This window comes from Succinivibrio faecicola (assembly GCF_019448115.1).
Lineage (GTDB): Bacteria > Pseudomonadota > Gammaproteobacteria > Enterobacterales > Succinivibrionaceae > Succinivibrio > Succinivibrio faecicola.
This window is the reverse complement of record NZ_JAGFNY010000002.1, coordinates 47,893-62,671: the sequence shown is the minus strand read 5'-3', so window position 1 is coordinate 62,671 and position 14,779 is coordinate 47,893. Positions and strand designations below refer to the sequence as shown.

The 14,779-nt window shown below is 35.8% G+C and carries 10 protein-coding genes and 3 tRNA genes; 8 read left to right on the top strand and 5 right to left on the bottom strand.

Annotation, left to right across the window (positions count from 1 at the left end; translation table 11 throughout):
• The 4 genes from J5V48_RS01415 to J5V48_RS01400 all read right to left on the bottom strand — a co-directional run bounded on the left by J5V48_RS01415 (nucleotide 1) and on the right by J5V48_RS01400 (nucleotide 6,069).
• Entirely contained in the window at nucleotides 1-918 is a 918-nt protein-coding gene (locus tag J5V48_RS01415; protein ID WP_219936197.1) for a L,D-transpeptidase family protein, read from the bottom strand.
• A gap of 731 nt (nucleotides 919-1,649) precedes the next feature.
• On the bottom strand, nucleotides 1,650-3,278 hold the full coding sequence (locus tag J5V48_RS01410) for an AAA family ATPase (RefSeq protein WP_219936195.1): 1,629 nt from the start codon (nucleotides 3,276-3,278) through the stop codon (nucleotides 1,650-1,652).
• 236 nt (nucleotides 3,279-3,514) lie between these two features.
• Nucleotides 3,515-5,143, bottom strand: a complete 1,629-nt coding sequence (locus J5V48_RS01405; RefSeq protein ID WP_219936193.1) for an AAA family ATPase — start codon at nucleotides 5,141-5,143, stop codon at nucleotides 3,515-3,517.
• Nucleotides 5,144-5,214: 71 nt separating this feature from the next.
• Nucleotides 5,215-6,069: an HAD family hydrolase gene (locus tag J5V48_RS01400; RefSeq protein WP_219936191.1), complete on the bottom strand. Its 855-nt coding sequence runs from the start codon at nucleotides 6,067-6,069 to the stop codon at nucleotides 5,215-5,217.
• Between the two features lie 96 nt (nucleotides 6,070-6,165).
• Here J5V48_RS01400 and J5V48_RS01395 point away from each other — a divergent pair, with 96 nt between their 5' ends.
• Nucleotides 6,166-6,693, top strand: a complete 528-nt coding sequence (locus J5V48_RS01395) for a hypothetical protein (RefSeq protein WP_219936189.1) — start codon at nucleotides 6,166-6,168, stop codon at nucleotides 6,691-6,693.
• 46 nt (nucleotides 6,694-6,739) lie between these two features.
• Here the strand turns inward: J5V48_RS01395 and J5V48_RS01390 are convergent, their stop codons facing one another.
• Complete coding sequence (locus J5V48_RS01390; RefSeq protein ID WP_219936187.1) at nucleotides 6,740-8,194, bottom strand: AGE family epimerase/isomerase; 1,455 nt, start codon at nucleotides 8,192-8,194, stop codon at nucleotides 6,740-6,742.
• Nucleotides 8,195-8,460: 266 nt separating this feature from the next.
• Between J5V48_RS01390 and J5V48_RS01385 the strand changes: the two genes are divergently transcribed.
• From J5V48_RS01385 to ilvN, 7 genes are all read left to right on the top strand, one after another.
• Nucleotides 8,461-8,536: transfer RNA gene (locus J5V48_RS01385), tRNA-Gln, on the top strand.
• A 28-nt stretch (nucleotides 8,537-8,564) separates the two neighbouring features.
• Nucleotides 8,565-8,640: transfer RNA gene (locus J5V48_RS01380), tRNA-Gln, on the top strand.
• Between the two features lie 4 nt (nucleotides 8,641-8,644).
• Nucleotides 8,645-8,721, top strand: a tRNA-Met gene (locus J5V48_RS01375).
• 163 nt (nucleotides 8,722-8,884) lie between these two features.
• Nucleotides 8,885-11,986, top strand: coding sequence for an FAD-binding and (Fe-S)-binding domain-containing protein (locus tag J5V48_RS01370; RefSeq protein WP_219936185.1), 3,102 nt, complete (start codon nucleotides 8,885-8,887; stop codon nucleotides 11,984-11,986).
• Entirely contained in the window at nucleotides 11,979-12,485 is a 507-nt protein-coding gene (locus J5V48_RS01365) for a methyltransferase family protein (RefSeq protein ID WP_219936183.1), read from the top strand. The genes J5V48_RS01370 and J5V48_RS01365 overlap by 8 nt, the downstream gene beginning before the upstream one ends.
• 15 nt (nucleotides 12,486-12,500) lie before the next feature.
• Nucleotides 12,501-14,213, top strand: coding sequence for a biosynthetic-type acetolactate synthase large subunit (gene ilvB, locus J5V48_RS01360; RefSeq protein ID WP_219936181.1), 1,713 nt, complete (start codon nucleotides 12,501-12,503; stop codon nucleotides 14,211-14,213).
• A gap of 3 nt (nucleotides 14,214-14,216) precedes the next feature.
• A complete protein-coding gene (gene ilvN / locus J5V48_RS01355; RefSeq protein WP_219936179.1) occupies nucleotides 14,217-14,720 on the top strand; it encodes an acetolactate synthase small subunit in 504 nt (167 codons plus the stop codon).
• Nucleotides 14,721-14,779: the final 59 nt, after the last annotated feature.

The following is a 14,779-nucleotide window of genomic DNA, read 5'->3' as shown; positions in this document are numbered from 1 at the left end:
TTAGAACTCTGCTGGATTTAATAAAACAGGTCTACCGGTTCTCTCTTCAAGGGCCTTGCTCAGAATATCCTGATTAATTCTAGGATCCTTAAAGAAATCTAGTTCATCTTTTGAAAAAGTAAAAGGAACTGTGCTATCAAAATTGTCAAATTCTGACTGAGATCTAGATAATGGCTGATGAACCTCAATATAGATATCACCGTTTTTCTCAATAGCATATTTGATTGGTTTATTGATAAATTCAACCCTGGTACCCACAGCTACACGGTTGAACAGATCTTCATTATCATCATTTCTAAGACGGACACAGCCGTGAGATACTCGAAGACCAATACCAAAGTCAGCGTTAGTTCCGTGAATAGCAAATAGCTTTCCTACATACATTGCAAACAGACCCATAGGATTGTCAGGACCTGCTGGAACAACTGCTGGCAGATATTCACCCTGAGCTGCATATTCTTTTCTCATTTCTGCAGTTGGAGTCCATGTAGGATTTGCTCTTTTTCTTTCAACTTTTGTTACCCAGTCTAAAGGAGTTCCTTTTCCAAGCTGTCCAATACCAATAGGATAAACATAAACTTTTGAGCCAGTGTAGTAGTAAAGTCTCATTTCTGCTGAGTTAACAACGATTCCGTTTTGAACTGTTGCAGGCAGAATCAGTTTAGTTGGGATAACAAGTGATGCACCCTTTTGTGGAACAATAGGATCGATTCCTGGATTTGCCTCAATCATGTTTGAAAGACCAAGATGGTATTCAGCAGCAACATATTCAAGGGTAGTTGTTCCATTAGGATTAAGCTTGTAGGTTAACTCTTCGCCTACAACTCTGTTTCCATTGAGTGGATAGATGTTTGTGGCTTCAGCCTGTGAGATGCACAAGATTGCTGCTGATAATATAAATGATAACTTTTTTAGCATGATTGAATGTCTGATCGATTAAATAATCAAAATTACAGCAGAATAACGGTCATATGTCCTTTTTTATCTGCCTTGCATATACGAAAATTTTTTGCATATTCTATCACAAATCCAAAGATTAATACATTTGCAAGAAAACGTTTACTAATAGTATCAATAAGGATCTACAAAGTTTTATAACTATATGAAAATATCTTCTTTGGTATCTAGTTTAGATGACCTGTCAGGTTTGTAAGGATAAATATTTATACTTTTTTCAAAGTTAGGAATTTAGCTTTGCTTAGTAAAATATTTTTCTAGATTGAGAATGGGGTTGAATTATTGAAAAAAAGATAAAAAAATCCCAGACCAAGATCGGTCTGGGCGTTGATGAGGTATGTGAACTCGTACAAAATTAGCAAAAACGCTAATTATCTAAAACACTATGAAAGTACATCAAAACCTTTCACTCGCTAAGAAAGAAACGCATCTTCTTAACTTGGTTTTCATTTTATGCTTTAAAACTTAGAAGATACTTAGAAAGTCTTATGAAATAATAGGTTAGATAAAAATTGCTCCATAATATGCAATAGAAATTGATAATAATCATGACAAAACATGATTTTTATCGGATTTTTTACATAATGGAATTATCTTCAACATTTTGTAGAGAAATTGACTTTGATTTTGATAGAGAACTCATTATTGCCGTTAGCTAAATTTTAGAAATAAGAAAATATGAAAAAAAGTGCTTATATTTGCATATATTCAGAAAATCTTCTTATTGCAGGATCTGCATTAAAAACAGCTGCAATTCTTATGAGTTCCTTTATTGGAATAATATTGCCATAGTCATGTGTCTTAATCTGGTTTACAGCTTCTTCAAGTTTAGTTACCGCATCAGCTTGATTCTGTGCATATTTGAACTCAAAGACAATTCTACGGCTTGCAAGTTCTAGTGTTAAGTCAGCTCTTCCTTTTGAAGTATGACATTCAATAGTTGTTTGTATTCCTACAGCAGTTAAAAACAGATTTATATAATTTACAAGTGCAGACTCACTGGTTATAGGATAATTGTCATAGGTGATGCAGTTAAGAATACAATTCAGTCTTTCAATGATGGAATCTGTTGAACCGTTATTGAACAGATCATTTGCATCCATTGAAAGAGTCATTATTGTGTTACTTTCAAAAATCTTTGTTGCTAAAAGAGAAGATAGTGCCTTTTGAACTTCATAGTTTGGTATACCAAGATTAACTCCAAAAGCACCTACCGTTAGAGATGAACGTAATGTAAGGTATCCTGTCTGACACATTAGAACATTCTGGTCAATATCAAGTAATGAAGTTGGATTTGCATATACTTCAACAGGCACTGTTACTACTTTGTTTTTATCAAAATAGTCAACGGCATTTAGTTTATGAGATTTCAGATAGTTAGCAAGAATTGAAGGTATACCACCATTATCGTACCAGTAATCTCCAAATAGTACTTCTTTGGTGTTTTTAACTTCCTGAAAGAAATTGTTTACAGACCAGGTTGAAAAAACCTTTTTTTGTCCTCTTTTATCAAAGCAGTAACCATCATAATAATAAGCAAGCTTGTCAAGCATCTTATCTATCTGAGATTCTGTTACATCCTCTGTAGGTATTTTATTTTCATAAGAAACAGAAAGTTTCAGATAGTCTTTATAAAATGTCTTTATCTCATCTCTAGTAAAACCGATTAGCTGAGAATATTCTGTATAGTTTGAAATATCCTTTATGTCAGAGCCTACAGAAAATATGGTGGTATCCTTTAGTCTTGTAACTCCTGTTGCAGCAAAAAATTTGATTGACGACTGATCTTTTAAACATCCGTATATATTTCTAAGAGCGGCTTTAAATTCTTCATAAAGCATTGGATTGTTAATGTTTGCTGTAAGCTGACAGTCATATTCATCAATAAGAATTACAATTTGTCTTTCTTGTTTATTAAGTTCTGTTAGTAGGTTAAATAAACAAGAAGAAGGATCGTCACTTTCAACGTATCTATCAACATTATTGTCTTTAGCAAATATTGATATTTGTGATACTAATTTACGGTTAAATAACTCAATAGAATCAACACCTAAAGTTAAGAAACTTAGCTTTAATACTGGATATGTATCTTCTGTCCACTTGTCGTAAATCCAAGTATTTTTAAAGTAAGGATCAACACCATATTGAAATAATGTAGCAATAGTATCTAAAGTTAAAGATTTACCAAATCTGCGAGGACGAGAAATGAAAACTTTATCCTGAGTCATCAGTAGATTATAGATAGTCTCAGTTTTATCGATATAGATCCTGTTATTATTGTAAAAATCTGTAAACGATCCAGAATTACTGATTGATTTCATTTCTATACTCCTAAACTATTCACTATTATAGCTTATTAACAGGATATATTACTCTCTTGATAAACACTAAAAGAAATCATTCATATCCATAATCGAATTTTATATTGGTGAACTGTAAGAAAAGTAAAAGAATATGTATGCTAGGCAAATCACAGACATCCTTCAATGTATTATCAGTACAGTTTTTGAACAGCCTTTTCTTATTATGTGGTTATTGATTGATAATATGAAGTTGTTTAAACTTGCATATATTCAGAAAATCTTCTTACTGCAGGCTCTGCATTAAAAACAGCTGCAATTCTTATGAGTTCCTTTATTGGAATAATGTTGCCATAGTCATGTGTCTTAATCTGGTTTACGGCTTCTTCAAGTTTAGTTACCGCATCAGCTTGATTCTGTGCATATTTGAACTCAAAGACAATTCTACGGCTTGCAAGTTCTAGTGTTAAGTCAGCTCTTCCTTTTGAAGTATGACATTCAATAGTTGTTTGTATTCCTACAGCAGTTAAAAACAGATTTATATAATTTACAAGTGCAGACTCACTGGTTATAGGATAATTGTCATAGGTGATGCAGTTAAGAATACAATTCAGTCTTTCAATGATGGAATCTGTTGAACCGTTATTGAACAGATCATTTGCATCCATTGAAAGAGTCATTATTGTGTTACTTTCAAAAATCTTTGTTGCTAAAAGAGAAGATAGTGCCTTTTGAATTTCATAGTTTGGTATACCAAGATTAACTCCAAAAGCACCTACCGTTAGAGATGAACGTAATGTAAGGTATCCAGTCTGACACATTAGAACATTCTGGTCAATATCAAGTAATGAAGTTGGATTTGCATATACTTCAACAGGCACTGTTACTACTTTGTTTTTATCAAAATAGTCAACGGCATTTAGTTTATGAGATTTCAGATAGTTAGCAAGAATTGAAGGTATACCACCATTATCGTACCAGTAATCTCCAAATAGTACTTCTTTGGTGTTTTTAACTTCCTGAAAGAAATTGTTTACAGACCAGGTTGAAAAAACCTTTTTTTGTCCTCTTTTATCAAAGCAGTAACCATCATAATAATAAGCAAGCTTGTCAAGCATCTTATCTATCTGAGATTCTGTTACATCCTCTGTAGGTATTTTATTTTCATAAGAAACAGAAAGTTTCAGATAGTCTTTATAAAATGTCTTTATCTCATCTCTAGTAAAACCGATTAGCTGAGAATATTCTGTATAGTTTGAAATATCCTTTATGTCAGAGCCTACAGAAAATATGGTGGTATCCTTTAGTCTTGTAACTCCAGTTACAGCAAGAAATTTGATTGAGTTTTTTATTTTAATGATTGCATAAATGCTTCTTATAAGATCATGAAACTTTTTATAAAGATTTGGATTATTAATGTTTGCAGATAACTGAGCATCATATTCATCAATTAGAATTACAATTCTTTTGTCTAGTTCTGTACATGAATCTAATAAATTTGCTAGTGAAACATATGGCTCTTTGTCTTGTGTATATCCGCTGATACTGTATTTTGTAGCAAAATCAGTTATGCTTTTTACTAATACTCTTTTAAACTCATCGATATCTGACACAGAGTATCCAAGAAAATCGATTTTAAGAACTGGATATGTATCTTCTGACCACTTGTCGTGAATCCAAGTATCCTTAAAGTAAGGTTCAACACCTTTTTCAAATAGTGTTGCAATTGTATTGAGAGTTAATGATTTACCGAATCTGCGAGGACGAGAAATAAAAACTTTATCATGAGTCATCAGTAGATTATAGATAGTCTCAGTTTTATCGATATAGATCCTGTTATTATTGTAAAAATCTGTAAACGATCCAGAATTACTGATTGATTTCATTTCTATACTCCTAAACTATTCACTATTATAGCTTATTAACAGGAATTATCTGATATTCGCTACAATAGTAATTATGCTCCAGCCTCTTCAAGATCTTTCATATACTGCATTTTTAGATCAAATTCAGTAGATGAATTTAATAGGATCTTTTTGATAAGTATTTCAAGAGTGCTGTCCTGTGAATAATCAGCAGGAGCAAAATGTTTTATTCTTTTATCCTTAATAAGCTCGTAAACACGCTCTTTGTTTTTCAGTTTAGGATCATAAACTCCAATGGAGTTTCCTCCAAGTGATGTTACAAGCTTCATGCATGGGATATCAGTCTGGCTGTCACCTATGTAAACTATATTATCAAAAGGGATCCTTAAAGCTTCCTTTGAGTAATAGCGGTTAACATCGTTGTCGTTTACGTTGAGAGTTCCTTTAGATATTCTGAAAAGGAACTGTGTTTTGTTTGTGAAATTGATGTTCTGTGCAGGCCAGATTGCATTGCCGTTAAAATCATAAAGGAAAGAATTAGCATAAATTGCAGTAAATTTATCAGCAATTGATGTGCCTTCAATCATTTCCTTAAGGCCAGAGGATATGATGTAATGCTCAACCTTTATATTCAAAGTTTGTGCAAATGTATTTATTCTGTCAAACCAACTGTCAACACCTTTGTAAAGTTCGACTTTTGAACCAAATTCGTTTAATTTGTCTCTTTTTACCTGAAATTTACCTTTAGCACCGCTTAACATCAGATACATGTATGCAAGATTAGGATCCATATCATTTTTTATGGCAAGATCGGTTGCGCATTTCCAGAATTCATCAACATCATCATTAATCTGTTGAATATAACCTTGTGCCTGCATTTCAAAAGGGGTTAGTGTTCTGTCAAAGTCATAACAAATAGCAAGAATATTTTCTTTTTGGTAAATCATAGTGCTGTCCTAAATACTTTTTTATAAATATTACTGTAAAATAAACTACAATTGTTTGAGTAAAGTGCAAGGCTTTGAAAAAAAATAGAGGAATTTATGAAAAACAAGGATAATTCAAAGATAATAGAGCAGAATCACCCATATTCTAATGATGCCACCATCTCAAATGGTATTTCACCTGCCAAATTCAATCCTTATTCAAAGGCTCCTCTTTCATCAACAGAGCGTTTTTTCTTTAATGTTTCTTGTGTATATCTTACATTGGTAAGTTCATCAATTTTTGCTCTTTTAATGGCGACAATGCCATCATTTACAGCCGCATTCATAGGTCTTGTATGGGCTCTTCCTGGCATTATCGTTTTAAACGGTTATTACAGAGCAAGAGCAAAAAGAAAGGTAAGAAGCCTACATACAAGCATTTTTATAGCAGAGATTTTATTTTTGCTGTTCAGTGTATATATGATAGTTGTTGCAATCATGTCAAAGAATTTTGTAGGCCTTTGTGTGGATATAGTTCTCTTCATGCTTTATATTGCAGCACTGGAGTTTGGACTATTAAGAATTGTAAAGAAACACGAAGAGGCTTTCTATAATGAAACACTCAAGGATAAGCTAAGCTATTAGAAAAAAAGAGCGTGCATTTGCACGCTCTTAATACAAAATCTAACGGCTAATCGTCTATTACCTCATCTGGTAATTTTATCTTTGAGAATGTAATTTCTTTTATATCACCATTATTGTTAACATCAGCAATCTTGCCTCTGTATAGATATGGAGTGAAATTGTTATCATTCATATCTACTGGAGCAAAATACAGTTTTGTTCTATTCAAAGTCTTACACTGTTTGTCTTCATCACAGTAATTGTATCTGATGCCGTTTGACAGAATAGTTCCAATAAGAGCATGTTCACAGCTGTGGAATCCATTTCTCCAGAAATGTGTTTTAAGTCCTGAGTGCTTTAATTCTCCATAGGTCTTGTCAGTATATTTGAAAAGCCAAGGTCTTAAAGTATCGGACAGGACATAATCATCAGTTAATGCTAATGTTAATGCAGCCTGATCAAGTTCTGCGTATACCCACCAGGATGCATCGTTTTTTGCAAGATCTTCATACCAGCCACTCTTATCATCCTTAAGTGCAGCTCTTAAAACGCTCTTCATGCCTTTCTTTGCAAAGTGCTCAAGCTTATCATCATCAAGACCTAATGCTGCAAGATATTCCATCCAGAATGCCTTTACAGAATGACCGTTATCAAGATGTCTGCCTTTTGAATAATCAAAGCATGTATTATTGTCTGTGCAACCGAAGAATCTGTTATATTTTCTGTTATAGAAATTCTTGTTAATTGCTCTTACAGTCTTTCTTATATTTTTGCTCCATGCAACCTTATCATCTTCAGGCAGTAATCTCCATGTCAGGATCATGTAAGCATTTAACTGATCTAGCAGTGCAACAAGTTCTTTTTGAGTTGTCTTATCAAATTCAGTATCTTTCAGACACCACTTCATAAGATTCTGCTTATTGTCAAAATAGGTGTCATAGATATATTTTTTTGTATCCTGAATAATTCTGATAGTTTCAGGATCGTGAGTCAGATAGGCATTCATTGCAAGACCAACAAGAGCATAACTTAAATCCTGAGTTGTTCTTGCAAGACGTTCATCTGATATACCGTCTTTTGCAATGTTTAGTGGTTTTCCGTTTACAAGAATAGAGTGGAATCCACCATCTTTATCCAGGGCATTTTCTATAAGGAATTTTACTCCGGCCTTGTGAAGTCTTAATGCTTCCTTATCTCCTGTAAGATTGAACAGAGCACCATAGGCAAAGGTCTGTCTAGCCTGCATTCTTACATAGTCGTAACCGGTTCGATTCTTTATCCATTCTATATTTTTTTCATTTTTGCAATGTTTCTGATTTCTAAGAGTTCCATCATCACATCGCCATGTTGGGAAATTTCCTTCAGGAACACCTTTTGCGTCTTTGTGAAGCCAGAATTTCATAAGAGAGTGGGTATGATCCTGCCATTGTTCATATGTAGGCAGATAATCAAGGTTCTGTTTTGCCTGTGCATTTAAGCAAAGTGAAAGAGTCAGTGCTGCTATTGTCAGTATCTTTTTCATAGTAATCCTTTTATTTGGTAGGTGGTTCAATGATAAAAAGTATAAAACTGCGCATATAGTGAAGATAAAAAAATATTAGAAAGTATGACGAGGTATAAAAAAATTTTTTGTAAGTTAATACATGGAATCGCAAAGAAATCGCATTTGTAAAAAAAGTAATAAAAATAAGGTAAAAAATTTTTAAATTTTGTTGTTTTTTTTGTTGACATACCAAAATTATTCCTTATAATGAGCACCGTTGTCACGAATTGTTAGATACTCTGTAAAGGGGTATAGCCAAGTGGTAAGGCAGCGGGTTTTGATCCCGCCATTTCCCTGGTTCGAGTCCAGGTACCCCTGCCACCATGATAGTTCAGACAATCCATTATGTTGGGGTATCGCCAAGTGGTACGGCAGCGGATTCTGATTCCGCCATTACCTAGGTTCGAATCCTAGTACCCCAGCCACGTTGGCTATGTAGCTCAGTTGGTTAGAGCGCGGCACTCATAATGCTGAGGTCACTGGTTCAATTCCAGTCATAGCTACCAATACCACTATCGAAAGATGAGTGGTTTTTTCGTTTTTATACATCCTAAAATATTTTCCCCACTTTTTTTCACTTAAGTTCCCTACATTTTGACCTATTAATCACAAAATTGGATAGAATATACATATTTTGTAACTGTCATCCGATTAAGAGGAATTTCTTAAATGATTCCACATATTTCTGATTTACCAAATATAGAGCCTATGTATAAAAAATACCTTGATGCATTAAAGTCTTCAGGTTTTAAAGGTGATATTGAGTCTGCGCATGCATCAAGATTGCTTGTTGCAACAGATAACTCCGTTTATCAGAAAATGCCTCAGGGTGTTATCTTCCCAAAAGACGATGATGATGTTGTCATTGCAATGAAACTTAGAAATCAGTCTTTATATGAAAAACTGATTTTTACTCCTAGAGGCGGTGGTACCGGTACAAACGGTCAGTCATTAAACAGTGGTATTACCATTGACTGTTCAAGATATATGAAATCTACATCTGCTTTTGATGCAGATAAAAGAGAAATCTATGCTCAAGCTGGTGTAATCAAAGATGAGTTAAATGAATTTTTAAAGCCATATGGTCTCTTCTTCTCTCCTGAGCTTTCAACCTCTTCAAGAGCATGTCTGTCAGGCATGATTTCAAACGATGCTGCAGGTCAGGGATCTCTTCGCTATGGCAGAACATCATGTCATATCAAGGATGTAACTGTAGTTTTAAAAGACGGTACAAAGGCAACACTAGGTCCTGTAAGTGGCGATAAGTTAAAGCATGAATTAAATAGAGATGACTTTTTAGGTTCAATTTACAGAACTGTATATTCAATTGTTAAAGATAAAAGAGAAACAATTGAAGAAATCTTCCCTAAACTTAATCGTTTCATGACAGGATACGATCTTTACAACTGTTATGATCCAAAGACTGATACTTTAAATCTTGCAAGAATCATCTGTGGCGCTGAAGGTACATTAGCTGTAATTCTCGGTGCAACACTGGATCTTACCGTTATTCCAAAGGTAAGAGAACTTATGGTTGTAAAGTATGAAAACTTTGACAGTGCACTTCGCCATGCAGTAGAACTTATCGATGCAGGTGTGTTCTCTGTTGAAACCGTTGATTCACGAGTTTTAAATCTTGCAAAGAAAGATACTGTCTGGGATAGCGTAAAAGAATATATTCAAGAGATTGAAGGTCATGATATTCAGGGAATCAATATTGTTGAATTCAACGGTAATGATGAGGCTTTGGAAAAAGCTAAACTAGATAAGATCTTCAAGATTGTAAACAAGAGAGCCAAAACATTTGAAAACGGTATTCTAGGGGCTCAGCTTGCAGTAACGGAAAAGGCTGTTGCTGCTATATACGGAATGCGTAAGAAGGCTGTAGGTTTACTAGGTGCTGCTGCAGGTGACAAGAAACTTGTTGCCTTTACAGAAGATACTGTAGTTCCTCCAAGAAATCTTGCTGATTATATTAAGGAGTTCCGTGAACTTCTTGATTCTATGAATGTGACCTATGGTATGTTCGGTCACGTTGATACAGGCCTAATGCACGTAAGACCTGCTCTTGATCTGACAACAGATGAGGATAGAGAGAAGCTAGTAAAGATTTCAGATGGTGTTGTTGAACTTGTTTCAAAATACCAAGGTCAGATGTGGGGGGAGCATGGACGTGGCTACCGTTCTGTTTATGGAGAGAAATTCTTCAAGTCACTGTATGGTGCTGCAAGAACAGTAAAGGAAGCATTCGATCCTCAGAATATTTTCAATCCAGGCAAGATCTGTGTTCCTGCATCAAATGGTACAGATGAGCTTGTAAAAATTGATTCTCTGATGAGAGGCGATCTTGATAGAACAGTTCCAAAGACAGTAAGAAATGCATTTAAGGGGGCAGTAAGCTGTAATGGTAACGGTCAGTGCTTTAGCTATCAGACAAGTGCACTGATGTGCCCAAGCTATCGTTATACAAAGAATCATATCCGTTCACCAAAAGGCTACTCAGAACTTATGCGTGAGTGGATGAGACTTATGTCTGACAGAGGTGTGAATATTGCAACTGAGGAAGTTTCAATAATGACCTCACTGCCAAATCCTCTTACTTTCTTAAGAAGAGTGTTTAATACAATTCACTCAAGAGGCAAAGATTTTTCAACAGAATATCTTGAGAATATTTCAACATGTCTTTCATGTAAATCATGTAAGAGCATATGTCCAGCTCACGTAAATGCAGCTGACATGAACTCAAGATTCCTGTCTTTATATTACAGCAGATATTTAAGACCACTTATGGATATTCTGATACTAAATGCAGAGTTCACTCTGCCAATAATGTCAAAATTCCCTAAGCTGTCAAATGTCATTTTAAAGAACTCTCTTGTAAAAGGCATATTCAAAAAGGTATTCGGATTCGTTGATATTCCATTATTCAGCGAGGTTACCTTCAAGGAAGAATGCAGATTAAACGGTTTTAATATTCTTACAGCATCAAAGGCAAAGGCCAGCGATGATGATGTGATTATCGTTACCGATCCTTTCACTGTCTGCTATGAGGCTCATGGTCTGATTCAGATGGCTAATGTGATAAGAGCATTAGGCTACAGGGTATCTTTCCTGCGTCCTTATGTAAACGGAAAGATTAAGATCATCAGAGGTCAGAGAAGAAGCTTTGTTCATTTTGCAGCAAAACAGGCTGCAAGACTTGATGCGATTGCAAAGACAAAGAAGGCATTAGTCGGTTATGATCCTGCTTTAACCATCTGCTATCGTGATGAGTATACACAGTTACTAGGCGATGCAAGAGGCGATTTTAACGTTCTTCTGCCAGAAGAGTGGTTAACTCAGATAATGGCAACAAAGAAGTTTGCTGATAACTTTGAAAAGATTGAAAGCAAAGTAAAGGCTGTTGCTGCAACATCAGCATTTAGTGATCCATATTATCTGTTTACACACTGCACAGAAAGAGCTCTTGTAACACCTGCTCCTGTTATGTGGCAGAACATTATGAACAGATTCTCTTTAAATCTAATTCCAGTAAATGTTGCCTGCTGTGGTATGGCTGGTCTATTCGGTCATATTGCAAAGAATCAGGATGAAACATATGCAGTTTATAACAAGAACTGGAAAGGACAGATTGCTAAGCGTGATTTTGACCACTGTCTAATCACTGGCTTTAGCTGCAGATCTCAGGTTCATAGAATGGAAGGTAAAGAGGCTGTTCATCCACTGTTTGTCTTAGATGACCTTTTACAAGAAGTGTTATCAGATGATTAGAAACATCCTCTCATATACCATAGGCTCACTCATACTGTTTGTAATGGTACCAGTTGCAATGGTATATACAGGTGAGCTTTTTGTATATGATTTCATGCCGGTAAATTCACTGACATTTGTGTTTTCATCATTGTGTTCAGCTTCAGGACTGTTTTTTGTGATATGGTCAAATTATCTTCTTTTAAAGGAAGGTAGAGGTGGAGCTGTTGAACTTTTTGGTATTGAATTTACACGAAAAACAGAAAAACTGGTTACAACAGGACCTTATGCAATGTGCAGAAATCCCATGCATATGGGAATTATCCTATTTTATTTAGGCTTGAGTTGTGCTATAAATTCATTTATAACATTGCTATTTCCATTCTTGTTTCTCGTTATAAGTTATCTGTATGCAATATTAGTTGACGAGAAAAGATTACATAAAGATTTTAAAGACGAATATGAAAAATGGGTACAGGATGTACCTAACAGATTTTGGCCAAAAACACCAAGAAGATAGTTCAAGGAGAAGTTCATGACAATGATGTCAGGCGCACAGATGGTTGTGCGTACACTAGAAGATTTAGGTGTAGAAAGTTTATTTGGATATCCAGGCGGTGCCGTGCTTGATATTTATGATGCACTGCTGGAGTCTAAAAAGATTAAGCACATTCTAGGACGTCATGAGCAGGGTGTGGCACATGCTGCAGATGGTTATGCAAGAGCAACCGGTAAGGTTGGTGTATGTCTTGTAACATCAGGTCCAGGTGCAACAAATACTGTTACTTCTATTGCAACTGCATATATGGATTCTATCCCAATGGTTATTCTTACTGGCCAGGTTGGAACTCCACTTATCGGTTCTGATGCATTCCAGGAGGTTGACACTGTAGGTATCACAAGACCTATCGTTAAGCACTCTTACCTATGCCAGTGTGCACTTGATATTCCAAAGTACATAAGACAGGCTTTCTATCTTGCATCAACCGGTCGACCAGGACCTGTTGTTGTTGATATTCCAAAGGACTGTGTTCGCCCATCAATGCGCTTTGAGTATCCAGAGCCAGAAGGTGAGGTTAAGATGAGAGCTTATAATCCAACAACTCAGGGTCATAAAGGGCAGGTAAAGAGAGCTGCAAGAATGATTGCTGAGGCAAGCCATCCTATTATGCTCGTTGGTGGTGGTGCTCAGTTATCAGGCGCTAAAGATGAGGTAAGAGCAATTGCCAAACGCTTTAATATACCTGTAACCTCAACTCTTATGGGACTTGGTGTATATCCATCAACAGACAGACAGTTCCTTGGCATGCTGGGTATGCATGGTACCTATGAGGCAAACAATGCCATGGACAAGGCTGATTTGGTTTTTGCTGTCGGCTGTCGTTTTGATGATCGTGTAACTAACAATCTTGCTAAATTCTGTCCTGCTGCAAAGATTGTTCATATCGATATCGATCCTGCTTCAATTTCAAAGACTGTTAACGCGGATCTTCCAATCGTAGGTGATGCAAAGATTGTTTTAAATCAGTTTATCGATGCTTTCAATGAGTTTGATCTTAAAGAAAATACTGAGGCTATGAAATCATGGTGGACAGAAATTGAGAAATTCAGACATATTGACTGTCTGAACTACCGTCATGATGAGAATATGATTCAGCCACAGGAGATCATCGAGTCTGTTTACAGAACAACAGACGGAAAGGCAATTATTGCAACTGACGTTGGTCAGCATCAGATGTTTACAGCTTTATATTACAAGTTTGATGAGCCACGTCATTTCTTGACCTCAGGTGGTCTTGGAACCATGGGTTATGGTTTCCCTGCAGCAATAGGTGCAAAGATAGGCTGTCCTGATGCACAGGTATGTCTGTTTACAGGTGACGGCTCTTTCCAGATGAATATTCAGGAGCTTTCAACCTGTTTAGAGTATGGTATCCCTGTTAAGATCTTTATTCTTGATAATCATACCTTAGGAATGGTTCGTCAGTGGCAGAGAATGTTCTATAAAGGACATATCAGCTCAACAAATCTTAACTCAAATCCAGATTTCATTGCTCTTGCAAAAGCATATGGTCATGAGGGTATCAGAGTAGAGAAGCCTTCAGAGCTTGATGATGCTGTAAAGAAAGCTATTTCAATGAAAGACAAACTTGTTATTGTTGATATTCTGTGTAACACTGATGCAAAAGTTCTTCCAATGCAGCAATCTGGTGGCAGCATGTCAGATATGTTCTTAAGCGAGGAATAGTAAATGAGACAGATTATTTCTATTCTTCTTGAAAACGAGGTTGGTGCATTATCAAGAGTTGTAGGCCTTTTCTCACAAAGAGGCTACAGCATTGAGAACATCACAGCAGCTCCAACTGAAGACGCTGCTCTTTCTAGAATCACTATTCTGACAGATGGTGATGAAGCTATTGTTGAGCGTATTACAAAACAGCTTCACAAGCTTGTCAATGTTATCAAGGTATCTAGCAAACAGGATGACTCTTCAAATATAGTTTCAAGAGAGATCTTATTTGTTAAGGTTCAGGCAATCGGTCATACCCAGAGAGAGGAAATCAAGACTCTTTGCGATATATTCAAGGCTCAGATTGTAGATATAACTCCAGAACTATATATTCTGCAGTATGTGGATACCTCATTTGAGGTCGATCGCTTCTTAAAGGCTGTCAAAGAGCAGGCTGAGGTCGTGGAGACCGTGCGTTCAGGTGTGTGTGGAATATTCAGAGGCGAGCAGTCACTGCATTCATAAGCTGTAATGATTCAACAAGCCTCGCAAAATAGCGGGGCTTTTTAGTTTTAGTGGTAGAA

Bases quoted from the DNA above. Each gene is read 5' to 3' on its own strand.
- ilvN (WP_219936179.1), top strand. From the start codon at position 14,217: ATGAGACAGATTATTTCTATTCTTCTTGAAAACGAGGTTGGTGCATTA.
- J5V48_RS01395 (WP_219936189.1), top strand. From the start codon at position 6,166: ATGAAAAACAAGGATAATTCAAAGATAATAGAGCAGAATCACCCATAT.
- J5V48_RS01400 (WP_219936191.1), bottom strand. From the start codon at position 6,069: ATGATTTACCAAAAAGAAAATATTCTTGCTATTTGTTATGACTTTGAC.
- J5V48_RS01365 (WP_219936183.1), top strand. From the start codon at position 11,979: ATGATTAGAAACATCCTCTCATATACCATAGGCTCACTCATACTGTTT.
- J5V48_RS01390 (WP_219936187.1), bottom strand. From the start codon at position 8,194: ATGAAAAAGATACTGACAATAGCAGCACTGACTCTTTCACTTTGCTTA.
- J5V48_RS01405 (WP_219936193.1), bottom strand. From the start codon at position 5,143: ATGAAATCAATCAGTAATTCTGGATCGTTTACAGATTTTTACAATAAT.
- J5V48_RS01415 (WP_219936197.1), bottom strand. From the start codon at position 918: ATGCTAAAAAAGTTATCATTTATATTATCAGCAGCAATCTTGTGCATC.
- J5V48_RS01370 (WP_219936185.1), top strand. From the start codon at position 8,885: ATGATTCCACATATTTCTGATTTACCAAATATAGAGCCTATGTATAAA.
- J5V48_RS01410 (WP_219936195.1), bottom strand. From the start codon at position 3,278: ATGAAATCAATCAGTAATTCTGGATCGTTTACAGATTTTTACAATAAT.
- ilvB (WP_219936181.1), top strand. From the start codon at position 12,501: ATGACAATGATGTCAGGCGCACAGATGGTTGTGCGTACACTAGAAGAT.